The organism is Collinsella aerofaciens, from assembly GCF_015670745.1.
GTDB classification, from domain to species: Bacteria; Actinomycetota; Coriobacteriia; order Coriobacteriales; family Coriobacteriaceae; genus Collinsella; species Collinsella aerofaciens_T.
Map to the genome: position 1 here is coordinate 99,033 of NZ_JADPCH010000004.1, position 22,709 is coordinate 121,741.

Here is a 22,709-nt window from a genome sequence, read left to right on the forward strand (position 1 = left end):
TTAGGATGACGGAACCAACTACTCTACCGTGACGCTCTTGGCGAGGTTTCGGGGCTGGTCGACGTCGCAGCCGCGCAGGATGGCGACCTCGCGTGCGAGCAGCTGCAGAGGAACGCTCGCCGTGATGGGGCTGAACACGTCGCGGACTGCTGGCACGCGGATAATGCAGTCGGCGATCTTGTTGATCTCCTCGTCGCCCTCGGTGGCAACGACGATGACCTTGGCACCGCGCGCCTTGCACTCCATAAGGTTCGACACGGTCTTGTCGTAGGTGGCACTCTTGGTGGCCACAGCGATGACAGGGAAGCCCGGGTCGATCAGGGCAATGGGGCCGTGCTTCATCTCGCCGGCGGCGTAGGCCTCGGCGTGCAGGTAGCTGACCTCCTTGAGCTTGAGCGCACCCTCGTAGGAAATAGCGGCACCCATGCCGCGGCCCACGAACAGCGCCGACTGCGCATCCTTGCACAGCAGGGCAGCCTCATGCACGGCATCGGTCTGCGTGTCCAAAATCCACTGGATCTGCTCGGCAGTATCGGAAAGCTCGCGGAACAGCATGCGTGCCTGTTTGGTGGTCAGGCGGTGCTTGACCTGCGCCAGCAGCAGGGCCAGCAGCGTCAGGCTCACAACCTGGCCGATGAAGCTCTTGGTCGAGGCGACCGCGATCTCCTTGTTGGCCTTGGTGTAGATGACGCCGTCGCTCTCACGCGCCACGGGGCTGCCCACCACGTTGGTGATGCCGAAGACCTTGGCACCCTTGATGCGCGCGTCGCGAATGGCGGCAAGGGTATCGGCCGTCTCGCCCGACTGGGACACGGCAACGACAAGCGTCGTCGGCGTAATGATGGGGTTGCGATAACGGAACTCGCTGGCCGCCTCCACCTCGGTGGGGATGCGAGCCCAGCCCTCAATGAGATTCTTGGCAATGAGGCCAGCGTGATAGCTGGTGCCGCAAGCGATCACGTAGACGCGGTCGATGTCGTTGAGCTCCTCGAGCGAAAGGCCCAGCTCGTCGATGTCGAGCTCGCCAGCCGGCGTCATACGACCAACCAGCGTGTCGCGCACGACGCGCGACTGCTCGTGGATTTCCTTGAGCATAAAGTCGGGATAACCGCCCTTTTCTGCCATGTCCAGGTCCCAGTCGATGTGGGTGACCTTGGGCTCGATAACGTTGCCGGCCTCGTCGGTGTACTCGACGCCTGCGGGCGTGAGCTTGGCAAACTGACCGTCCTCGAGCACCACGACATCGCGGGTGGCGTCGATGAGCGCGATGACATCGGAAGCAACATAGGAGCCGGTCTCGCCCGCGCCGACCACGATCGGGGAATCCTTGCGGGCCACGGCGATCACGCCGGGCTCGTCAGCGCACACGGCGGCCAGACCATAGGCACCGACCACGTGGGTGCACGCCTCGCGCACGGAGGCCATCAGGTCGTGCGTCTCGGCATAAGCCTCTTCGATCAGATGCGCGAAGACCTCGGTATCGGTCTCGCTCTTAAAGTGGTGGCCGCGACCCTCCAGCTCTTCGCGCAGCTCGGCGAAGTTCTCGATGATGCCGTTGTGGACGATGGCGATACGACCGTCGCAGCTGGTGTGGGGGTGAGCGTTAACGACCGAAGGCTTGCCGTGGGTGGCCCAACGGGTGTGGCCGATACCGCAGGTAGCGTCGCTGTCGATGTTGGAAAGCTCGCTCTCCAGGCCCGCGACCTTGCCCACGCGGCGGATGACGTCGAGGTGCGCCGCGGCGCCCTCGCCCACCTCGAGCGCGACGCCCGAGGAATCATAGCCGCGATACTCCATACGCTTGAGGCCCGTGACCAGGATGTTCTTTGCAATATCAGAGCCGGTGTAGCCGACGATTCCGCACATAGGATAAATCCCTTCGTTCGCGTGACTGCAAGACGTCCACGCACAGGGGGCGCTGAGACGTATAACGTTCGAGTATTGTACTCACGCAAACGCAAGCTGATATACCAGAAGTGGTACCTCAACTTAGATACCACCCGATGCACACACGTCCAGCCGGTCCAAACCACCACAAAGGCGCCTGTCCCCCTTCGTGGTGGTCGCGTTGGCAACAGCGTTTCCCCAGATAAAACCTGCCAAAATAAACCTATCCCTTTTTGGTTGGTTTGGGATGCTACAATCTGGCTTGTACTTGAAACGCATCAAAGGGGCCGCTATGGCAAAGGTAAAAATCAGCGACGTCGCGCGCGAGGCCGGAGTTTCGCTGGGCACGGTTTCCAACGCGCTCAACCACCCCGAAAAGCTGCGCCCCGAAACCCTCAAGCTCATCAACGAGACCATCAATCGCCTTGGCTACCTGCCCAACCAAAGCGCTCGTCAGCTCGCGGGCGGCGCCACCAAGTCCTTTGGCCTGGTGCTCCCCCGTCTCGATCACGGCTTTTCGCTCCAAATCGCCAGCGGCGCCCACAACGAGGCCCGCAAGCACGGCTACGACCTGCTCATCGCCAACGCCGATAACGACGATATTCTCGAGGACCATTACCTGCGCTACTTTATGGGCACCCAAATGTCCGGCGTCATGGTTCAGCCCATGGCATCCCCCGACTGGCACCCCGCCATGGCTAAGATGCCCGTGCCGATCGTCCACCTGGACATCCATTGCTCCGAGCCCGGCTACTACGTAGCGGCCGACAACGAGGCCCAGGGTCGCATCATTGCCGAACTCGCCATCGCCCGCGGCGCGCACCATATTGTCGTCGTCGGCCGAGCAGCATTTATGCAGCTCACCCTACGTGTGCTTGGCATTCACAAGGCCCTCGCTCTGCACCCCGATATCAAGATCGAAGTCATCGACGCCGGCGAATGGAATACCGCTGCCGACGGCTACGGCATCGGTGCCCAAATCGCCGAGCGCCCCGCGAACGAACGCCCCGATTTTGTCGTCGGCCTGACCGACGTGTTGGCCTCGGGCGTTATCTCGGCGCTGGTCGACAAGGGCATCTCTGTCCCCGGGCAAGTACGCGTGGCCGGATGCGACGGCAACCCGCTCGCTTGGAGCGGATCGGTCCCGCTCACTACGGTAGCGCCCCCGGGCTACGAGATTGGCCGCAAGGGTGTCCAACTGCTGATGGAGCAAATCGAGAACAAGGCCCCGGCAAAGATCAAGCATATCCGTGTCGGCTCCGTAGCGCGTACCGTCACCGCAGTCGCCGCCGAGGATATCAACCGCCAAGAACTGGTACGTCCGTTCCTACTGGAACGCGCCAGCACCCAGGCAAGCAGCCAGACCGACGCCACGGCCATCAACCTCGGTGCGTATCTATAGCACGCCCGCGAGTATGCTAAGTCGCCGCTTAAGCAAAAGGGGCCCGACTATTGCCGGACCCCTTTTGCTTGAGCGCAAACGTGGGCAATTGCTCGTTTCAACGCCGCAATTGTCTAGCGCACGGCCTTGACCGCCGCCGCCAGGTCGAACAACGTATCGAGCACGGCCTCGCAGCCATCCACCACGTCCTGCGGCAGCGGCACGATATCGGGGACGGCAAAGACACGGCAGCCGGCCGTAATGCCCGAGACGCAACCGTTGCGCGAATCCTCGACTACGGCACATTCCTCGGGAGCAAAGCCCGCGCGGTCGCAGGCAAGCAGATACATCTCGGGGTCGGGCTTGCCGTGCACGACGTCCTCGCCACACGTTACCGTTTCAAACTTGTCAAAGAGGCCGACCATCTTAAGGTTGCGCTCGGCCGTAACGAGGCGCGACGACGTCGCTAGACCCACGTGATAGCCCGCAGCCAGCAGCTCGTCTAGGCACTCGGCGGCGCCGGCCTTAAGCTCCAGCTCGGTCTTGACCATCTCGTCGCGAATCTCCTTGTGGCGGACATAGACCGCCTCGGTGGTTTCATGGCTGCCGTAATGCTCATCAAGGATGTCCATAACATCGGGCAGCGTGCGGCCGATAAACTGATGGATCAGCGCTTCATCAATCGCGAGCCCCAGCTCAGCGGCGCCTGCCTTCCAGGCCTTAATCCCCAAACGCTCGGTATCGACCAGCGTTCCATCCATGTCAAAAATAACAGCCTTGATCATATCGGTCCCCTCACCGGATTGTGTTACTACCACTCTACCGCACTTACAAACTTGTATATAACGTATATAGCATATTGCACTTTCGTTACATAGATAGAAGACTTATAGCAAGTAACGCATTAGGATTATAGTTTTCGACCGAGTACTCAATGGTAAGGAACGTTTCATGATTTTAGACACCACGGCACCCGCAGAGGAGCTTCAAGACAAGCTATCGGCGCTCGAACAGCTGCTTTTGGCATACGGGCGCGTGGCTATCGGGTTTTCCGGTGGCGTCGACAGCAGCTTTTTGGCCGCCGTATGCGCCCGCATCATGCCTACCAATACCCTCCTTGTCCATCTCACCACACCGCTCATCGGCACGCCCGAACAGGCTTCGTTTGAGCGGTCCGTTGATGGACAAGCCAACGAAGGGGCACATTTTAAGCTCCCCGTGCTCAATCTTTCGGTGGATCAGCTGCAGCTCCCCCAAGTAGCCTGCAACGATGCTAATCGCTGCTACCACTGCAAGCACGCCGGCTTTACCGCCATCGTCAACCACGCCAAGTCGCTCGGCTTTCCCACCGTCATCGATGGCAGCAACGCGAGCGACCGCGGCGATTACCGTCCCGGCATGCGCGCCGCCGAAGAGCTCGGCGTACGCTCCCCTCTCATGGAGGTCGGCTTTACCAAGGACGAAGAGCGCGAGCTGCTGCGCGCATGGGGCTATCCCGTTTGGAACCTGCCGGCGGGAGCATGTCTTGCCACGCGCGTCCCCACGGGCGAGGAGCTCACGCGCGAGAAGGTCGATTTAATCCGCGCCTGCGAGGATTACCTGCACGATCTTGATCTGGTACAGGTACGCGCGCGCTTGATCGGCGGCTGCATGCATATCGAGGCCGCACCCGCAGATGTCGCCAAGATTGCCGCGCTCGGCGGCACCGCCGTCGATGCCGAGGGCAAGACCCCGCTGCCCGCCGCCATCGAGTCCGCGCTGCGCGAGCTGGGCTGCGACCATATCTCCCCCGAGGTCACCCCCTACATTCACGGCAACATGAACCTTTAGGTTACGCCGTTTTACAAACGGCGTAACTGCTCGGCGCTGCGCAGGCCCCGGGCACGGCAATCTGACGTTCAACTTCACGGGCGCGACCAAAAGGTCAGCGCCCGCTTGTTTCACGTCACCTTACCGCACCCGGAGCCTGCTCGCTCGCATATGCTCAACCTGGACTGCGTTAACTGACCTACCAAAAAGGGACAGGTTTATTTTGGCAGGTTTTATCTGGGGAAATATCGCGAGACAATCGCCCCTCCAGCACCCATCTGGCCTCAAGAGACACTAGAGAGGCGACCCGGCTGCATCTACTTCTTCCGATATCGGCGGTTACGACTCGTCGATGAGCCCATTACTTCGATGAGTCCTTTATCCGCCATTTTGGCAGATGGTAGCTGACGGACGAATTTTGGCATTCCGTCTCTCTAAAACAATAGATTTATCTCTCTAACTTTAGAGAGATAAGCACCTTATTTTAGAGAGACATTTAGAGAGATGTATCGAATTCACTGTTAGATAGCCCAATGTTATCTCTTTAACTGGCTTTCTCTTTAAGGTGCACACTTCCTAACCGTGCCCTAAGTTGCGGTGAAATAACTCACGATTAACCTGCCAATAAGGGACAGATTTGTTTTGGTAGGTTTTATCTGGGGAAACGCCGAATAGCCCCACATTCACAACCGCCGCAGCTCCATATGAGGCAAATGAACCAGTAGCGTTTGTTCCAAATCTTAAGTATTTGTTCGACAGAACGACCCCTGCCGGCTCCTGCTAGACTGGTAGATTCCCAACCGTCCATCCAGGAGCCTCAATGTCGCGCAAGCCCGCCTACAAGCAAGCACTTTCCATCGGCACCGCCGTGGTGCTGGGGTTTGCGCTGTTTACGGGATCGCTCGACGGAGCGCCCAAGTTGCTGTCGCCGCAAGGCGATGAGCAGGCGGCGGCTCTGGCCGAAAAACAAAACGAGAGTCCCAGCCGCACCGACGACGAGGCAGACCTGGTCGCTCGGCTCGAATCGGGAACGGCGAGCGCGGCGGACCCTCAAAACAGCCAGGACTCTGGCGATGGCTCCGATTCCGCCGCGACCGACACCGATGACGACGTTTCCGCGGGCAGTGCCGCCACCCCCATCGACGAGGTCGAAAACCCCGACCTCAACCGCGCCCGCGGTGTTTATCTCAGCAGCATTCCCGACTACGCCGGCAACCCCTACGTTGCCCTTCGCGCCGACAGCACGCACCCGCTCGGCACACCATCATTCACGCTCGATGAATACGAGCGCGCTACAGAAGAGAGCTGCTTTAAGAAGTTCTCCAAGCTCGACAGCCTGGGCCGCACCCGCAAAGCACTCGCCTGCGTGGGCCCCGAATCACTCGGTCAAGGCGAGCGCGGCGATATCTCGCGCATCCATCCTGCCGGTTGGCACCAGCAGCGCTACGACTTTATTCCGGGCCAGAGCCTCTACAACCGCTGCCACCTTATCGCCTGGTCGCTCTGCGGCGAAAACGCCAACCGCAAAAATCTCCTCACCGGCACGCGTTATCTCAACGAAACGGGCATGCTACCGTTTGAAGAACAGATCCTCGACTACATCCGCGAAACGGGCAACCACGTGCTCTACCGCGTCACGCCCATGTATAACGAAGAGGAGCTTGTCTGCCGCGGCGTGCGCCTTGAGGCGCAATCGGTCGAGGACCACGGCAAGACCCTCTGCTTCCACGTGTACTGCTACAACCTGCAGCCGCACGTGCAGATCGACTACGCCACCGGCCGCAACCAGGCATCCGGAGACTAGCGCCGACCGCACCGCCCGTAACCCAAAAAATGATCCGTTTTCCTCCGTCCCCAAGGGATCAAATAAGGCCGTCCCGGTTACCCAGGGCGGCCTTTTTGTCAGCACCTACATTGCAGGCAAAACTACATGTTACTTGGCGCGGCCCTCCTCATAGCGCTCGACCAGCTTGGCCTGAACGTCATAAGGCACCTGCTCATAGCCTGCGGGCTTCATGGTAAAGTCGCCCGTGCCGCGTGTGATAGAGCGCAGACGCGTCGAGTAATCCGTCAGCTCGGCGAGAGGCGCCTGGGCAATGACTACGGTGTCTCCGCGCTCATCGGTCTCCATGCCTGTCACGCGACCGCGCGATGCCGAGATGTCGCCCATCACGGCGCCGGCGTAGCTCTCGGGGATAGTCACCGTAATTTCCTCGATGGGCTCCAGCACCACCGGGTCGGCGTCGGCGCATGCCTTGCGCAGGCCGATGCGAGCCGCCGCGCGGAACGCCATCTCGTTGGAGTCGACGCTGTGATACGAGCCGTCGTACACAGCCACGCGAATGCCCGTAAGCGGGTAGCCGGCAATGATGCCGTCCTTCATGGTCTCCTGAACGCCCTTGTCCACGGCAGGAATGAGCGAGCGCGGGATGCGGCCACCCACGACCTCGTCAATAAACTCATAGCCGTCGCTCGTACCGTCGGGCCCAATGAGCGGCTCCACGCGCAGCCAGCAGTCGCCGTACTGACCGGCGCCACCGGTCTGCTTCTTGTGGCGACCCTGGGCGCTTGCCGTGCGGCGAATGGTCTCACGATACGGAATACGGATCGGCACGCTCTTGGCAGCGACCTTGGTGCGGTCCTCCAGACGGTTGAGCAGCACCGAAACCTGCGCCTCACCAACGGCGGAGATAATGGTCTGACCAGTCTCCTCGTCGCGGTCGATGCTCATGGTCGGATCGGCCTTGCAGGCCTTCTCGATAAACGTGTAGAGCTTCTCTTCGTCGCCACGGTTCTCGGCCTCGATGGCAATGCGGTACTGCGAGTTGGGGAACTTAAACGCCGCCGCCTCGACCTTACCGGTAATGGAGAGTGTGTCACCCGTCTCGGCAGCCAGCTTGGGCGCCACGATGATATCGCCGGCATAAGCGTGGCCAACCTCGGTCATATCGCGGCCGCACATCACATACAGGTGAGCCAGACGGTCGCCCTTGCGGGTACGCGCGTTGATCAGCTCAAGACCCGGCTCAAGCGTACCCGTCAGCACCTTGATAAAGCTGATGCGACCCTGCTGCGGATCGGCCAGGGTCTTAAACACAAACGCCACCGGACGGTCATCGTCGCTCGAGATTTTGAGCGAATCACCGTCGATGAGCGGCATCTCGCCGTAGTCCGTCGGCGCCGGGAAGTATGTGGCAATGTCGTCCATCAGCGAGTTGACGCCCTGCTCCTTAATGCAATCGCCCGCAAAGACCGGCACAAAGATGCGCTCGGCGATCGCCTTCGACAGCAGGCCTTCAAGCTCCTCCTGCGTCAGCGTCTCCTCGCCTTCCAAGTACTTCATCATCAGTTCGTCGTCAGCCTCGGCCACCAGCTCGCACAGATGGTCATGGGCTTCCTCGGCCTGGGCACGATACTCCTCGGGAATCTCCGACTCAACGGCTTCGGTGCCGTTGCAATGGCGCGCCTTCATGCGCACCAGGTCGATGATGCCGTCAAAGTCCTCGCCCTCGCCCCAGGGAAGGGTCACGGCGCCCAGGCGCGTGCCAAAGCGCTCCTGCAGCAGGTCCATCGTGGTCGCAAAGCTAGCCTCGGAGCGCGACAGGCGGTTTACGAACACCGCACGCGCCAGGCGCAGGTCCTCGGCGGCATACCAGAGCTTAACCGTCGTAGGCTGCGGGCCGGCCTCGGCGTCGACCACAAACAGAGCCGTCTCGCAGACGCTCATCGCGGCAAAGGCGTCGCCGATAAAATCGGGGTAACACGGGGCATCGAGCACATTGATGCGCGCGCCCTTCCAGTCGATCGGCGCGATGGTCGTCGAGATGGAAAATGCACGCTTGACCTCTTCGGGGTCATAGTCGAGCGTGGGCTTGGTGCCGTCGTGGCCGCCCAGGCGGGCGGTCTTGCCGGAAAGGTGGAGCATGGCCTCGGCGAGTGAAGTCTTGCCCACCCCGCCTTGGCCTACGAGCACCACGTTCCTTACGTTACCGGTCTTGGGAGCACCCATGATGACCTCCTTGCAGGGCCGCGCGCAATGCGCGACGCCAACGGGGAGAGTTCGCGGTCGGTGCCATCCCGGGAGCAGCATGGTCGGCAGCCGAGCCGACTCACCCTCCAAATGTCCTATGCCACCACCCTACCCTCACGGGCGACCGTCCATGCACACCTTTCGGCGCACGTATGAATACAGGCGGCGAGAGGAAGAGACAAGCTTGTGAGGCGATTGTTGAACCCCGTCGATGCAAACAAAAAGCCGCCACAGACCGTAAGACCTGCGGCGGCTTCGCCTCAATTAATAGTTGAGTAAATACCTGAGCCTATCCCTCGATACGGCTCAAGAACTCACGGGTGCGCTGCTCACGCGGATGGTCGATGACCTGCTCGGCAGGACCCTCCTCGACAATGCGACCGCCATCCATAAAGACCACGCGGTCGGCAACATCGCGCGCAAACTGCATCGCGTGGGTCACAATCACCATCGTCATATTCTGCGCGGCAAGGTCTTTAATGACACGCAGCACCTCGGCCGTCAGCTCGGGATCGAGTGCCGAGGTCGGCTCGTCAAAGAACAGGATCTCCGGATCGAGCGCCAAGGCGCGGGCAATACTCACGCGCTGCTGCTGACCGCCCGAAAGCTCACACGGCACCTTGTTCTCGTTGCCCGTCAGCCCCATTTGCGCAATCAGCTCGTGAGCGCGGGCTTCCGCCTGCTCGCGCGGACGCTTAAGCACGCGAATCGGCGCATCGATGATGTTTTTCATCACGGTATAGTGCGGGAACAGGTTGTAATTTTGGAACACCAGGCCGAATCGCGAGCGCGCCCGCTTGGGCACATCGCCCTTCGCATAGACCGCGCCCGAACCCGCATCCGTCGCAACGGCAAGGTCGCCAAACGAAAGCGAGCCGCCGTCGAGTGTCTCGAGCAGCGTGGCACACCGCAGCAGCGTGGACTTACCGCCACCCGAAGGTCCGATAATCGCCACGACCTCGCCACGCTTTACCTTGAGCGAGATATCCTTGAGCACCTCATTGCCGCCAAACGCCTTACGCGCGTTTTCGATTTTCATCACTGGGTTAGTCATGATAATAGTCCAGCTTCTTTTCGGCGGCGCCCAGCAGCATCTCGACCACAAAGTTAAAGACCCAGTAAATCAGCGCCGCGATCGCAAACGGCACCATGCTCACCTGCGAGGCGACCAGCGCCTTGGCCGTCGAGAACATCTCACCCACGCCAATGGCAAACGCCAGCGACGTGTCCTTGACCAGCGTGATGATCTCGTTGCCCATCGCCGGCAGAATACGCTTGGCGACCTGCGGCATCACGATATACAGAAACGTCTGCACGCGCGAGTAGCCCAGTACCTCGGCAGCCTCATATTGACCGCGCGGAATCGACTGCAGGCCCGAGCGATAGATCTCGGCAAAGTAGCCGGCATAGTTGATGATGAACGCCACGACACACGCCGTCCATTTGGAATCGGGCGTGAGCGAGATGCCGAACACGTAGTACGGGGCAAAGTAGATGGCAAACATCTGCAGCATGAGCGGCGTACCGCGCATGACCGAAATGTAGATGCGCGCAATCCAGCGAAGCGGCACGATTTTGCTCATGCGCATAAACGCCACGGGGATTCCCAGCGGAATCGACCCGAGCAGCGTCAGTACAAACAGCTGCAAACTGACCAAGAATCCCTGGCCAAGCATCTGCATCATGACCTGAATAGACAACCTACCTTCTCCTTCGCAGCAACAGAACGGCTGATCTTATTCTCAAATAGGCACAGTGCCCAAGATTGCGAGCGACAAGCCCGACGAAGCGTACTTTGGTACGCGAGGAGGGTTGGAGCCGCAAGGTTGGGTGCTGTGGCTATTTGAGAACCCAGTTGTCGAAGGACAGGCCGTAGCTCGCGTACTTGTCGCAGAGATCCTTAACCGTACCGTCATCGTAGAGTGCCTTGAGCGACTCGGTCACGGCATCGGCGGACTTGGTGTCGCCCTTCTTAAAGCCAACAGCGTAGTGCTCGCTGGACAGCGGCTTGTCGAGCTGCGTATAGGCATCGGGCTTGGCGGCAAGCTGATACTGGGCAATCGAAAGGTCGCAAGCCACGGCATCGACCGCGCCGCTCTCGAGCTGCATAAAGGCCGTGTTGTACTCGCCGATCGTGTCGAGCGTGGCAAACGTCGCCGCCAGATCCTTCTGGTCACCCTCGAGCACATCCTGCGCAGCGGAATCGGTCTGGGTAATCACGGTCTTGCCGGCAAGATCGTCCCAGCTCTTGATGCCCGCATCCTTCTTTACTACCAGCACCTGCTCGTTGAGCATGTACGGCTCGGAGAACGTATAGTCATCCTCACGGCCCTCCATGGTAAAGCCGTTCCAGATGCAGTTGATGGCGCCCGAGTTGAGCAGCGTATCCTTGGCGTCCCAGTCGATGGCCTCGTATTTGACCTCCCAGCCCTGCTTATCGGCAACAGCCTTGGCCAGATCGAGATCAAAGCCGGTGTACTCGCCATCGTCGCCCACAAAGCCGTACGGAGGATAGGACTTATCAAAGCCCACCACGAGCTTCTTGGACTCCGCAGCGCCCTTCACATCCTTGGCCGCGGCAGAGCCAGCAGCGGAGCCCTTGCCGGCACCACCGCCGCAACCGACAAGACCAAGGCCAAGCACCGTGGCAAACGAGCCGGCTAGACCAACAAACTGACGACGAGACATATCGGTATTCATGGTATTCCCCCTTGGTGGCACTTTAGTTAGGTAAAGTGAGTCATGTAACGTTCAGAATCATACACTTTAGCGTGATAGAGCACAAGGCGAGTTTGCCCGCCGCGTGAGGGGTGTGGGGGTTAAGTTTCCTGCTCTACAGTCCTGCTCACGACGGAGGCCACATTAAGTGGCCTCCTGTTCGTGCGGAACTCGCGATAAACTTAACCCCCACACCCCTCACGCGGCGGGCAACCGTCGTTGGGCTTATCACTGACACGAATAAACCGCTTGTATATCGTCTGCTGGCTTGGCACGGTACAATACTTGCAGCTTTAATTCATGAATAAGTGGAGTTATTGATGGCAGAATCTCGTGCGGAGCGTAGGGCTCGTCGTGCTTTGGTGGAGGCGGTTGAGGGGTCGAAGGAGGAGAAATCTTCTACGAAATCCAAGTCTTCTAAAGCTGCAAAAAGCAAATCGACCAAGAGCAGGGCTAAGACCAAGCGTTCTGACTCTCGTCGAGGCGGAGACAAAGCGTCTCAGACTCGCTCCAAGCGTCCGCATAAAGATCCGGTTTCGCCTGCGCGTAAGGCTGTGGATCCCAAGTCTCCCTGTTCCATCATGAGAGCTTGTGGCGGATGCACGGCGCTCAATCGTCCTTATAAAAAGCAGTTGGCAGCTAAGCAGGCTGCTATGGAGGAGCTTTTTGCTTCGCTTTGTGAGCGTGAGGGTATTAGCGTCGACCCCATTCGCGGTATGGGCATCACCCTGGGCGACCCGGGTAAATATCCTGCGCCGCGCGGGTTTCGCCATAAGGCCGCCACTCCCTTTGCTCCCGGTAAGGAGGGCGCCGTCCGTTGCGGTTTCTTTGAGCGCGGCACACACAAGATCGTTGCCGTACCCGAATGCCCCGTCGAGGCACCGGGCGCCCGTCAGATTCTCAACGGCATCGCACGCGAAGCTGAGCGGCTGCATATTCCCGCCTTTAATGAGGACAAGCATCTTGGTTTGCTTCGCTATGCCGTCGTCCGCTGCGGTTGGCGTACCGACCAGGTCATGGTCACGCTCGTGACCGCTCAGCGCGACTTGCCGCATGCGCAGGAGTTCTTTGAGGCTGTCGCCGCACTCGATCCGCGCATCGTCACCGTCGCCCAAAACATCAACGGACGCCCCGGCAACGCCATCCTCGGCGAGGAAACCCGCATCGTGTATGGCGCCGAATGCATGCGCGACCAGCTGCTCGGCTGCGAATTCGACATCTCCCCCACCGCGTTTTATCAGACCAACCCGCAACAGACCGAGCTGCTCTATCAGCTCGCTATCGACGGCATGGATTTGCACCAGGGCGATGTGCTCATGGATGCCTACTGTGGCAGCGGTACCATCGGTCTTTGCGCAGTTAAAGATGCCCAGAAAAAGGGCATCGGCATTATGCTGCTCGGCGTGGAGCGCAACCCGGCGGGCATTGCCGACGCACGTCGCAATGCCGAGCTCAACGGCCTCACCCGCAGCGCCTGGTTTATGGCCGACGACGCCACCGATTGCATCCTGGATGCCGCCGATAACAACGAGCGGGTCGATGTCCTTTCCATCGATCCGCCGCGCGCCGGCTCTACCCCCGAGTTCCTCGAAGCTGCCTGCGCGCTTAAGCCGCGCCGCATCACCTATATCAGCTGCAACCCCGTAACTCAAGAGCGCGACCTGCATCAGCTCCTCGACGGAGGCTATTGCCTGCTCAAGATCACGCCCGTCGACATGTTCCCTCACACCGACCACACCGAAACCGTAGCGGTCCTCGAACGCCGCTAACCGACCTCAGTAGATTTTTGGGACAAGAAAGGGGGCGACCCGCCTGGGCCGCCCCCTTCGCTTGGTTTATAAACTCCGCTACATCCCATTGCGCAGATCGCACACGCCGGCTGCCGCCATCTCGCGCAGCAGCGTCTCGCGGTCGCGCGTCACGATCAAATCTAGCGGGAAGTGAATCTCGTCGAGCATCTTGCGCGCGTGATCGAGCTTGCCAATGGCCATGCCAATGTGGGCATCGGTTGACACGCCAATGCCCACGCCCAGCTCGGCGCAGCGCTCGGCGATCTTGCGGCATACGGCCCAATGCTCAGTGTCGACACCGTGTTCAAGACTATGGTTGTTGATCTCGATAATCTTGTGCTTGGCCTTAGCTGCCAACAGCACCTCGTCGATATCGAACGGCACGCCCGAACGCCCCGTGTGACCCAGCATGAACACCTTGGGGTACTCCAGGGCATTGATATACATCTCGGTCGTCTGGGCCAGCGTCGCGCCTTCAGCAATCTGCGGATTATGCACGCTCGCAACCAAATAATCCAAATTTCGCGTAACCAAATCGAACAGCGAATGCTGACGGCTGTACGAATCACCGGCAATATCGAGCGTGACAGGAGTGTCCTCGCCAAACAGGCTTCCGTCCAGCGAAACGATATCGGCCTCGGCACCACGCAGCACCAGCACGCCGCTCCAAATGCGCGGCCAGATATCCTGGTTGATAAAGAATTGGTAACTGCGCAGGTCATTGGGGCAAGCCGTAACCATAGAGCTCAGATGGTCGGCAGATCCGAGCACCTGCAGGCCACGCTCTGCCGCCCAGTACACATTCTCCTCAATAGTCGAATATGCATGCGCAGAGAATATCGTATGGGTATGAATGTCACAAGAAAGCAGGTAGGGCATCAGGTCTCCTTATCTGGCACGGCCGTTGCTTATATTCATTGTACGCATAGCCTTCGATAGTCGTAAAACCACTCCATCCCAAAGACACAACGTCCATGACAACGGGGTCTGGCTTAACACCAAACCCCGTTTCACGTAAAACATTGTAGGCAGAGCGCTTTACTTTTAACGATACTCGTCCGCCAACTGTTTCCAAGCGGGTAGCGAATTGATAATCGTTTCGTAACTCACGCAATAGCCCAGGCGGAACCAACCCGGCATACCAAAGCTGTCCGAGGGAACCGCAAGCAACTCATACTTCTTTGCACGCTCGCAAAACGCATTCGCATCGGGTTCCAGCGCCTTCACCCACAGGTAGAATGCACCATCCGGCTCAACATAGGTGTAGCCGTACTCCGCTAGTGCGTCGGTAAGCGCGGTGCGGTTGCGCGCATAGGCCTCGACATCGCTCGGCTCATCGATGCAATCGATGATTACGCGCTGGAAGAGTGCCGGTGCGCATACAAAACCTAGCGTACGGGCAGCACCCGCAACAGCCGGCATCAGACGGGCAGCCTGCGGATTGGTGTTGGGAACCAAGATCCACCCCACGCGCTCGCCCGGCAGCGACAGCGACTTGGAATACGAGTAGCACACGATGGTGTGCTCGTAGATCGAGGGCACCCAAGGCACCTCGGCACCGTACACAATCTCGCGGTACGGCTCATCCGAGATGAGCATAATCGGATTCTCGGGATCGCGCTGAGCGTTGGCCTCGCGCAGAACATTGGCCAGTCGCGTCAGCGTGTCGCATGTATATACGGCACCGGTCGGATTGTTGGGAGAGTCAATGATGACGGCCGCCGTCTTATCGCTGATCGCCTTGAGCACGTTGTCCACACTCAGCTGGAACGTATCTTCATCGGCGAGCGCCTCAACACACGTACAGCCGGCCTTCTCAATCCAAACGCGATACTCCGGAAAGTACGGGGCGATAACAATAACCTCGTCGCCCGGGTTCGTAACGGCGTTGAGCGTGCAGGTGAGCGAAGCCGCGGCACCCACCGTCATAAATACGTCTTTGCCCTCATAGCTCGTGCCAAAGCGGCGGTTGAGCGATTCGGCCACAGCGGCACGACATTGCGGCAGGCCCGGTGCGGGCGTGTAGCCGTGCAGCTGGTCGCTCGGCAGCTCCAGGGCCTTCTTAATCGACTCAGCCACAGCAGCGGGCGCCGGAACGCTCGGATTGCCCAGCGAAAAATCGAATACGTTTTCCGCACCGATCTGCGCCTTGCGCTCAAGGCCATAGCTAAAAATCTCACGGATGATGGAGCTTTCCGCGCCGCGAGCATACATAGTTTCGTTGATCATCTGTTCCCCTTTCGCATAGGCGCTATTGTACGCTTTAGCCGAGCAAAGTGCCGCAGCAATGTTAATTGGGGACAGACTTAAATGCGTGAAAACGCTCATTTAAGTCTGTCCCCAATCAACAGACGGCCCCATATCGCTCAAAAGAAAAAGCCTCCGCAGGTTTCCCCGCGGAGGCTTTCGCCACAAAGACTATTTGTCGGCGTCGGTGTCGGCATCGACGACGGCATGGTCATCGTCAGCATCATCGGATGCGGCTTCGGCATCCTCCTGCATGGCCGCCTGCGCAAAGGCCGCGGCATCAGCCGCCAGCTCCTCCTCGCTCATTCGAGACACGCGCTTCTTGGTCGGCATGCCGGCCGCCTTGGCATTGCGCTCCTCCTTGGCCGCCAGGATATCGCCCTCGCGCTCAAGGTAGGCATTCCACTCGTTGTCGAGCAGGGCGTTCACGGCGTCGCCCTCGACGGTCTCGCGCTCAAGCAGCACCTTCGCCATCAGATCGAGCTGATCGCGACGGGCGTCCAGAATCTCGACCGCACGACGATGGGCCTCACGCATAATGCGCTGAACCTCGATATCGATGCGGCGCGCCGTCTCCTCGGAGTAATCCTGGTGATCGGCGTAATCGCGACCAAGGAACACCTGATGTTGCGCCTCGCCAAACACTTGCGTGCCCAGCTCCTCGCTCATGCCCAGGCGCGTGACCATCTCGCGCGCCATCTTGGTTGCGCGCTCCAGATCGTTGCTCGCGCCCGACGTGATGTCATCGCACATGAGCTCCTCGGCAACGCGGCCACCCAAGAACACGGCGAGCTCGTCGAGCATCTCGTTCTTGGTCTTGAGGAAGTGGTCCTCCTGCGGAAGCTGCAGCGTGTAACCCAAAGCCTGGCCGCGGCTGACGATCGAGATCTTGTGGACCGGATCGGAGTGCTCCAGGATGTGACCCACCAGGGCGTGACCGCTCTCGTGGTAGGCAATCGTGGTGCGCTCGGCCTCGGTCATCACGCGACCCTTGCGCTGCGGTCCGGCAATCACGCGCTCCATCGATTCCTCGACCTCGTCCATCGAGATCACGGAACGATGGCGGCGGGCAGCCAACAGCGCAGACTCGTTGAGCAGATTTGCCAGATCGGCACCAGTGAAGCCAACGGTCATCTGGGCGAGCTTCTCAAACTTAACGTCCTCGTCCATCGGCTTGTTCTCGGCATGCACGCGCAAGATCTGCTCGCGGCCCTTCACATCCGGACGGTCGACCGTAACCTGACGGTCAAAACGACCGGGACGCAGCAGCGCCGGATCCAGAATGTCGGGGCGGTTGGTGGCGGCGATCAGGATGACCGACTCGCTTTCCTCAAAGCCGTCCATCTCGATCAGCAGCTGGTTGAGCGTCTGCTCGCGCTCGTCGTGACCGCCGCCCAAGCCAGCTCCGCGCTGACGTCCCACGGCATCGATCTCATCGATGAAGATGATCGACGGGGCCTGGGACTTGGCCACCTTAAAGAGGTCACGCACACGGCTGGCGCCGACACCTACGAACATCTCGACAAAGTCGGAACCCGAGATGCTAAAGAACGGCACGCCCGCCTCGCCGGCAACGGCCTTGGCCAGCAGCGTTTTACCGGTGCCCGGAGGGCCAACCAGCAACACGCCACGCGGGATCTTGGCGCCCAGCTTGCGATAGCGATCCGGATCGCTCAAAAAGTCACGGATCTCCTCGAGCTCCTCGACTGCCTCGTCCACTCCGGCAACGTCTTCAAACTTGACCTTGGGGCGTGTGGCCTCGTTGGTCTTGGCGTTGGTCTTGCCAAACTGCATGTTCCTGTTGTTGGCGCCCATCATCTGGCGCATAAAGTAGAACATGATGGCGATAAGGGCGATCGTCGGAAGCACACTCATCGCCAAGTCGCCCCAAAAATCGGGATCGTTGGTGTTGACGATGTACTTGGTATCGGGGTGCTCCGCCATGAGCTCGGCAAGCGAATCGGAGCCGACATAGGTCGAAGAGAAGCTCTTGAGCTCGCTCGTATCGCCCTTGTCCTTTTTTGTCTTCCAGTAATGACCCGTCACGCTTCCGTCTTGAACCGTATAGGTCAGATCTTCGACGCAATCCTGCTTGATGGCGCTGACCATCTCGCTCGTCGCGAGCTTAACGGTATTGCTGGAGCTGGCAAAGCCGGAACCCATATTAAAGAAGGCATAGCCCAGAAGCGCGCAAGCCAAAAGAAAATACAGCCAGCCCGTACGCGTGGGTTTCTTGCCTCCGGGCATCCCCGGGATCTTTGGGTCCCGGGGAGTCTGGGAATTGTTGTCGTTACGGTCGTCGGGCATCTTACGAATAAACCTCCGGTTTCAAAATGCCCAGATACGGAAGGTTGCGATAGCGCTCGGCATAGTCGAGGCCGTAGCCCACCACAAAGGCATCGGGGCAATGGGTTCCAACATACTTGGGCGTGATGGCCGAGACGCGGTCCTCAACGTCCTTCCACAGGAAGGCGGCGACCTCCAGAGAAGCGGGCTTGCGGCTCTCGAGGTTCTTCATCAGATACTTGAGCGTCAGGCCCGAGTCCAGAATGTCCTCGACGATCAGCACGTCGCGACCGCGGATGTCGATATCCAGGTCCTTAATGATACGCACGATACCCGAGGACTTCACACCGTCGCCGTAGCTCGAAACAGCCATGAAATCGATGTTGGTCGGCAGCTCGATCTTACGCATCAGGTCGCCCATAAAGACCACGGCGCCGCGCAGGACCGCAATCAGCACCAGATCCTTACCCGCGTAGTCGCGCGTAATCTCCTCGCCCAGGCGAGAGACGATACCGTCGATATCCTCCTGCGTAAACAGAACCTTCTCGATATCCGGATGTTGAGAAGCCATGACAACCCTTTCTTGTGCTTATCGCCCACACACCGCCGTATGGACGCGAACTACACATTCTAGCAGCGCACGGGGTAAATTTACCAGCCCGTGCGCCATCAGCGCGGGAATACCGTCAACGTCGCACAGAATGGCAGGCGTGGGACGCTATTCCGCATCGACCACGCGGAGCAGATATGCCACGCGCGTTGCGGCCGTGCACTTAAAACGCTCGTCCGCGCGAACTCCGGCGACCCACACCACGGCACCCCCCGGCGCCGTCCTCACCATGGGCACGCCGGCGCGCTCGGAAACGGGAATGCGAGCCTCACCTAGCAAATCGGATACTTTCTTGCTTCGGCCACTCATCCCTAACGGGCACATCACGTCTCCCGGCGCGGGACCGTCCACCCACAGGCGCGCCAATCGCGCCTCGGCAGGGATCTCGCCACGCGAGCCCGCCAGGATCCGCTCACTATCGCTGTCGGCAAAACCCAGGGCAGCCGCGTCTACCAAAGCTGTCACTTCCCCGGCAGCCGCAAGCTCACGGGCGCGGCGCACGATATCGCATCCCGGCTCAACAGCCATCGGTTCTGTGACCAGCATACGTCCCCCGCCCAACGGCAAACGACCGGGTACGGTAACCCAGCCCGCGACCAGGCCCTCGCGAGCCGCCGGCGCCTTAAACGCCAGCATGCCAAACTCAATGCGTGCGTCAATCCCCGCCGGAAGCGTGACCGAGCCGGTGCCCTCGGCAACGCAGGAAAGGACTCGCTCCACATGTCGCATCTCGGGACGAGCGTCCGGATCGATGCGCTTAATCGCCAGTCGCACGATGCGCCGCGCGATTACCACCTCGGCCGCAGCCAGGCGCCTGGCATCGAGCACCAGCGCACCCGCTGCCTCTTTGCGCAAACAGCTTCGAAACGCCTGTGCCGAAAGCTGAGACAAAAACGCGTCCTCATCGCCTAAGATCTCGCAGGCGGCGCCAATCGTCTTGCAGACGCTCGCGTTGCGCTGCACCACCACTGGCATTACTCGATGGCGCACGTAGTTTCGCAGATACGAGATATCCTCATTGCTCTCGTCTTCACGCCACGGCTGACCATGTACCTGTAGATAGCCCACGAGCTCGCCATGAGTTAGGTCGAGCAAGGGACGTACCACGATATTCCTCCGGCGAGGAATGCTCGATAGGCCAGCGGGGCCCGAACCCTTAATCGCGTTCATCAAAAACGTTTCCGCGCGATCCGAAGACGTGTGCGCGGTGCAGATACGAGCCGCCGTTCGCGGTGCCCCCGTCTGGGCGCAGAGCTCGCGAACATACCTCCGCGCCGCGGCATAGCGCACTTCGCGGGCCGCGGCCTCAATATTGCCCGACTCCCCATCAAAATAAGCGTGCTCCACGCACAGCGGTAAACCATATTTCGCGCAGAGCTCACGCACAAAGGCCTCGTCGCCATCGGACGCCTTGCCGCGCAGATGATGGTTTACATGCAGCACATGCAGGCGCTCGCGAGCAATGGGGGCAACACCGCGCCCGTCTTGGATATCCAGCTTTGATGTGCACGCCATAAGAAGCAGTGCCGTCGAGTCCGCGCCGCCTGATACCATGAGCACGACAGGAGCAGCCTGCTGCCTCGTTCGGGTCTCATCGACTGCCCCGGGCACGGCATGGTGTCCGTAATGCTGTGATACCGTAGGCATTTGCTTCCTCCTCTATTCGTCCGCACCCATTGTATCCTTTGGAATCTTATGTCTCGTCTGCACCTTCATATCCTTGGCAGCGGCTCAAAAGGCAACTGCGCGCTCATCGAAGGCCCCCGGGGGCTCATCATGATTGACGACGGTCTTTCTCGCCGCGAGACATTAAAGCGCATGGCAGAACTGGGACTCTCGGCAGACAACGTCTCGGCTCTTCTCATTACTCATGAGCATAGCGATCACATCAAGGGTCTCGATGTCTGGTGCAAGCACTGGCACGGTCCCCTCTTTGCCAGTAGGGGCACACTTTCGAGCAAAGAAAATCTTTCGCATCTGCCTGTCGAGGAATTCGACCCCGGTGACACCCTATCCATTGCCGGCATCCACGCGCAAACCTACTCAACATCACACGATGTCATAAATCCAATCGGCTTTCGATTCGACGCCCTCGATGATTCCATCGGCTTTGCTACCGACACCGGAGAGCTATCGAGCCAAGCCATGAACACCCTCAAAGATTGTCGAGTCCTCGCGCTCGAAAGCAACCACGATGTGACCATGCTGCGCGAGGGAGAATATCCCCGCTTTCTTCAGGAGCGCATCCTGTCTGCAAGGGGACACCTCTCCAACGGCCAAGCCGCCGAAGCCGCGCGCGAACTTGTTACCGATCGCACCGAACAGCTCATTGCCATGCATATCAGCCAAGACAACAATCGTCCGAGCCTTACCGTCAAAAGCTATGCCAAAGCTCTAGCCGCAACCCTGGATGACGAGCTCGGCAGCTCCGCCACCCTTCTCCAAGGATCGCGAAAACTCTCGATACGCCCCGCAAGCCAGTATCGGCCAGCAACCATTCAATAGACTGTCCTAAACAGCAAAAGGGGCCGGGAATCGCTTCCCAGCCCCTTTTGTTGTCTTTTAATAGCGAAGAACACCAACGAAGTTATTCGATGGAGATCTTCGTAACGTTCTTCTTCTCGACGATCTTGGGAACCGTAACGGTCAGGATGCCGTCAGCGTACTTAGCCGAGAGGCCCTCGCTCGAAGCGTCCTTAAGATACACGCCACGCGTCGCGCTGTACGAGCTGAACTCCTTCTGCAGGAAGTTCTTGCCCTCGTTCTCCTCGTCTTCCTCGACATTCACGCTAATGGACAGACGGCCCTCGTTAAGCTCGACATCGATATCGTCCTTGGCGACGCCGGTCAGATAAGCCTTGACCTCATAGCCATCGCCCTTATCCTCAACGTCAACGGGGAACGCCTTAGAGGCAATCGAGCTGTTCGCTAGGTCGCTCATATCATCAAACAGATCGAACAGCGAGCTTGCAGAGGGACGAACGCCAAAAACCGAACGATAAGGAACCATGCTTGCCATGTTTACCACTCCTTTATAGGACTGCCGAGTCATCTTCCAGGTGACTGGGACTTCTTTTGACGCTCTTATATATGCCCACCCAGTGCTCATATATACATCGACTATAAAGTTTTTTGAGTCCAGTACTATAAGCATATCTAAGTGCGTATGACTCAGGTTTTAGGAAGGTTAAGGTTCTTTGAACCAGAGCTTAAATACCGAGTATGTCCCCAGCTACAAATAACAAGGGGCTTACAATGAGCGCGTACACGTTGTTGGTAACGAGCTAAAGGGCATCATGGACGACCAAAACCAGAACAAAATGTTTATGCCGACGCAGGGGGAAGATACTTCCACGCAGCCGCCACGGTTCCATCGCCCCCACATCTCGCAAGAGCCCATTAATGATCCGGAGCCCGAGTATGTGACGAGAAATCGATATCAAACGCTCGAGGATGCCCAAACGGGACGTAAACATATGGGCGTCGCCTCGGGAGACCCCGTATATCTGAAAGACGCACCATTATCTAAAAACAGCGCAGCTAGTGATGAGCCGATGAAAGCATCCGCCACTCATCAACAAAGAGGTCCTCGACCAAAGCAAACCTTGACGAATTCGGCTCGCTATCTCGAAACGCCAAAACAGGGAAAATCAATCTTCGTTTCGTCAAGTAAACGACGCAAGCAGCATCGACTGACAATCCTGCTTTTGATCATTGTGGCCATAGCAGTTGCCCTTGTTATTCGTTTTATTTTCTTTAAATAAAAGCTCAATACCAAAAAGAATTAAATCGTCTGGCGTAAATGAGTTATTTATGCCCCGTAAACGCAAAAAAGGGGGAGGCCGCGAGGCCTCCCCCTTCTCAGTTCAAGCGTACGGCTCGGTGCCGTCCACCGGTCAGCGGCGCCCTGGCCTCCCACGGGCTGACCCCGCAGTACTCTCGGCGCGATGG

18 protein-coding genes are annotated in these 22,709 nt (G+C 59.1%); 6 read left to right on the plus strand and 12 right to left on the minus strand.

Annotated elements, in window-relative coordinates:
• Positions 1-18 precede the first annotated feature (18 nt).
• Positions 19-1,866: a glutamine--fructose-6-phosphate transaminase (isomerizing) gene (gene glmS, locus I4W07_RS02695; RefSeq protein WP_196025535.1), complete on the minus strand. Its 1,848-nt coding sequence runs from the start codon at positions 1,864-1,866 to the stop codon at positions 19-21.
• Between the two features lie 313 nt (positions 1,867-2,179).
• Here glmS and I4W07_RS02700 point away from each other — a divergent pair, with 313 nt between their 5' ends.
• Positions 2,180-3,289, plus strand: a complete 1,110-nt coding sequence (locus tag I4W07_RS02700; protein WP_230317436.1) for a LacI family DNA-binding transcriptional regulator — start codon at positions 2,180-2,182, stop codon at positions 3,287-3,289.
• A 113-nt stretch (positions 3,290-3,402) separates the two neighbouring features.
• Here the strand turns inward: I4W07_RS02700 and I4W07_RS02705 are convergent, their stop codons facing one another.
• Positions 3,403-4,053 (minus strand): HAD family hydrolase, encoded by a 651-nt coding sequence (locus I4W07_RS02705; protein ID WP_196025537.1) that lies wholly within the window; start codon positions 4,051-4,053, stop codon positions 3,403-3,405.
• 166 nt (positions 4,054-4,219) lie between these two features.
• On the opposite strand from I4W07_RS02705, the gene larE reads away from it, so the two are divergent.
• Both larE and I4W07_RS02715 read left to right on the plus strand, forming a co-directional pair.
• Positions 4,220-5,098 carry an ATP-dependent sacrificial sulfur transferase LarE gene (larE, locus tag I4W07_RS02710; protein WP_196025538.1) on the plus strand — a complete coding sequence of 293 codons (879 nt, stop codon included), beginning with the start codon at positions 4,220-4,222 and terminating at the stop codon, positions 5,096-5,098.
• 799 nt (positions 5,099-5,897) lie between these two features.
• The gene (locus tag I4W07_RS02715) at positions 5,898-6,881 is read left to right on the plus strand and encodes a DNA/RNA non-specific endonuclease (RefSeq protein ID WP_196025539.1); all 984 of its coding nucleotides are present in this window, start codon (positions 5,898-5,900) and stop codon (positions 6,879-6,881) included.
• A 129-nt stretch (positions 6,882-7,010) separates the two neighbouring features.
• Here the strand turns inward: I4W07_RS02715 and I4W07_RS02720 are convergent, their stop codons facing one another.
• The 4 genes from I4W07_RS02720 to I4W07_RS02735 all read right to left on the minus strand — a co-directional run bounded on the left by I4W07_RS02720 (position 7,011) and on the right by I4W07_RS02735 (position 11,807).
• Positions 7,011-9,086 (minus strand): elongation factor G, encoded by a 2,076-nt coding sequence (locus I4W07_RS02720; protein ID WP_196025540.1) that lies wholly within the window; start codon positions 9,084-9,086, stop codon positions 7,011-7,013.
• A 310-nt stretch (positions 9,087-9,396) separates the two neighbouring features.
• On the minus strand, positions 9,397-10,161 hold the full coding sequence (locus I4W07_RS02725; RefSeq protein WP_230317437.1) for an amino acid ABC transporter ATP-binding protein: 765 nt from the start codon (positions 10,159-10,161) through the stop codon (positions 9,397-9,399).
• Positions 10,154-10,792: an amino acid ABC transporter permease gene (locus I4W07_RS02730; protein ID WP_196025548.1), complete on the minus strand. Its 639-nt coding sequence runs from the start codon at positions 10,790-10,792 to the stop codon at positions 10,154-10,156. Before I4W07_RS02730 ends, I4W07_RS02725 begins: the two co-directional genes overlap by 8 nt.
• Positions 10,793-10,946: 154 nt before the next feature.
• Positions 10,947-11,807, minus strand: coding sequence for a transporter substrate-binding domain-containing protein (locus I4W07_RS02735; protein WP_196025541.1), 861 nt, complete (start codon positions 11,805-11,807; stop codon positions 10,947-10,949).
• A 572-nt stretch (positions 11,808-12,379) separates the two neighbouring features.
• Between I4W07_RS02735 and rlmD the strand changes: the two genes are divergently transcribed.
• Positions 12,380-13,594, plus strand: a complete 1,215-nt coding sequence (gene rlmD, locus I4W07_RS02740; RefSeq protein WP_328291084.1) for a 23S rRNA (uracil(1939)-C(5))-methyltransferase RlmD — start codon at positions 12,380-12,382, stop codon at positions 13,592-13,594.
• Positions 13,595-13,672: 78 nt separating this feature from the next.
• Here the strand turns inward: rlmD and I4W07_RS02745 are convergent, their stop codons facing one another.
• The 5 genes from I4W07_RS02745 to tilS form a co-directional block, all read right to left on the minus strand.
• Positions 13,673-14,494, minus strand: a complete 822-nt coding sequence (locus tag I4W07_RS02745; protein WP_195920144.1) for a phosphatase — start codon at positions 14,492-14,494, stop codon at positions 13,673-13,675.
• Positions 14,495-14,659: 165 nt separating this feature from the next.
• Positions 14,660-15,844, minus strand: a complete 1,185-nt coding sequence (locus tag I4W07_RS02750; protein WP_196025543.1) for a pyridoxal phosphate-dependent aminotransferase — start codon at positions 15,842-15,844, stop codon at positions 14,660-14,662.
• Positions 15,845-16,033: 189 nt separating this feature from the next.
• Positions 16,034-18,109 carry an ATP-dependent zinc metalloprotease FtsH gene (gene ftsH / locus I4W07_RS02755; protein ID WP_230317438.1) on the minus strand — a complete coding sequence of 692 codons (2,076 nt, stop codon included), beginning with the start codon at positions 18,107-18,109 and terminating at the stop codon, positions 16,034-16,036.
• Positions 18,110-18,170: 61 nt separating this feature from the next.
• A complete protein-coding gene (gene hpt, locus I4W07_RS02760; RefSeq protein ID WP_022093938.1) occupies positions 18,171-18,719 on the minus strand; it encodes a hypoxanthine phosphoribosyltransferase in 549 nt (182 codons plus the stop codon).
• 147 nt (positions 18,720-18,866) lie between these two features.
• Positions 18,867-20,405 (minus strand): tRNA lysidine(34) synthetase TilS, encoded by a 1,539-nt coding sequence (tilS, locus tag I4W07_RS02765; protein ID WP_196025545.1) that lies wholly within the window; start codon positions 20,403-20,405, stop codon positions 18,867-18,869.
• Between the two features lie 48 nt (positions 20,406-20,453).
• Here tilS and I4W07_RS02770 point away from each other — a divergent pair, with 48 nt between their 5' ends.
• Entirely contained in the window at positions 20,454-21,263 is an 810-nt protein-coding gene (locus I4W07_RS02770) for an MBL fold metallo-hydrolase (protein ID WP_055310181.1), read from the plus strand.
• Between the two features lie 82 nt (positions 21,264-21,345).
• On the opposite strand, the gene I4W07_RS02775 is transcribed toward I4W07_RS02770, so the two are convergent.
• Positions 21,346-21,777, minus strand: a complete 432-nt coding sequence (locus I4W07_RS02775; protein ID WP_055310182.1) for an Hsp20/alpha crystallin family protein — start codon at positions 21,775-21,777, stop codon at positions 21,346-21,348.
• 277 nt (positions 21,778-22,054) lie between these two features.
• Between I4W07_RS02775 and I4W07_RS02780 the strand changes: the two genes are divergently transcribed.
• On the plus strand, positions 22,055-22,522 hold the full coding sequence (locus I4W07_RS02780) for a hypothetical protein (RefSeq protein WP_196025546.1): 468 nt from the start codon (positions 22,055-22,057) through the stop codon (positions 22,520-22,522).
• The last annotated feature ends 187 nt before the right edge of the window (positions 22,523-22,709 follow it).

Excerpts from the sequence above, each read along its gene's own strand:
- glmS (WP_196025535.1), bottom strand. The coding sequence starts at position 1,866 with ATGTGCGGAATCGTCGGCTACACCGGCTCTGATATTGCAAAGAACATC.
- I4W07_RS02700 (WP_230317436.1), top strand. The coding sequence starts at position 2,180 with ATGGCAAAGGTAAAAATCAGCGACGTCGCGCGCGAGGCCGGAGTTTCG.
- I4W07_RS02705 (WP_196025537.1), bottom strand. The coding sequence starts at position 4,053 with ATGATCAAGGCTGTTATTTTTGACATGGATGGAACGCTGGTCGATACC.
- larE (WP_196025538.1), top strand. The coding sequence starts at position 4,220 with ATGATTTTAGACACCACGGCACCCGCAGAGGAGCTTCAAGACAAGCTA.
- I4W07_RS02715 (WP_196025539.1), top strand. The coding sequence starts at position 5,898 with ATGTCGCGCAAGCCCGCCTACAAGCAAGCACTTTCCATCGGCACCGCC.
- I4W07_RS02720 (WP_196025540.1), bottom strand. The coding sequence starts at position 9,086 with ATGGGTGCTCCCAAGACCGGTAACGTAAGGAACGTGGTGCTCGTAGGC.
- I4W07_RS02725 (WP_230317437.1), bottom strand. The coding sequence starts at position 10,161 with ATGACTAACCCAGTGATGAAAATCGAAAACGCGCGTAAGGCGTTTGGC.
- I4W07_RS02730 (WP_196025548.1), bottom strand. The coding sequence starts at position 10,792 with ATGATGCAGATGCTTGGCCAGGGATTCTTGGTCAGTTTGCAGCTGTTT.
- I4W07_RS02735 (WP_196025541.1), bottom strand. The coding sequence starts at position 11,807 with ATGAATACCGATATGTCTCGTCGTCAGTTTGTTGGTCTAGCCGGCTCG.
- I4W07_RS02745 (WP_195920144.1), bottom strand. The coding sequence starts at position 14,494 with ATGCCCTACCTGCTTTCTTGTGACATTCATACCCATACGATATTCTCT.
- I4W07_RS02750 (WP_196025543.1), bottom strand. The coding sequence starts at position 15,844 with ATGATCAACGAAACTATGTATGCTCGCGGCGCGGAAAGCTCCATCATC.
- ftsH (WP_230317438.1), bottom strand. The coding sequence starts at position 18,109 with ATGCCCGGAGGCAAGAAACCCACGCGTACGGGCTGGCTGTATTTTCTT.
- hpt (WP_022093938.1), bottom strand. The coding sequence starts at position 18,719 with ATGGCTTCTCAACATCCGGATATCGAGAAGGTTCTGTTTACGCAGGAG.
- tilS (WP_196025545.1), bottom strand. The coding sequence starts at position 20,405 with ATGCCTACGGTATCACAGCATTACGGACACCATGCCGTGCCCGGGGCA.
- I4W07_RS02770 (WP_055310181.1), top strand. The coding sequence starts at position 20,454 with ATGTCTCGTCTGCACCTTCATATCCTTGGCAGCGGCTCAAAAGGCAAC.
- I4W07_RS02775 (WP_055310182.1), bottom strand. The coding sequence starts at position 21,777 with ATGGCAAGCATGGTTCCTTATCGTTCGGTTTTTGGCGTTCGTCCCTCT.
- I4W07_RS02780 (WP_196025546.1), top strand. The coding sequence starts at position 22,055 with ATGGACGACCAAAACCAGAACAAAATGTTTATGCCGACGCAGGGGGAA.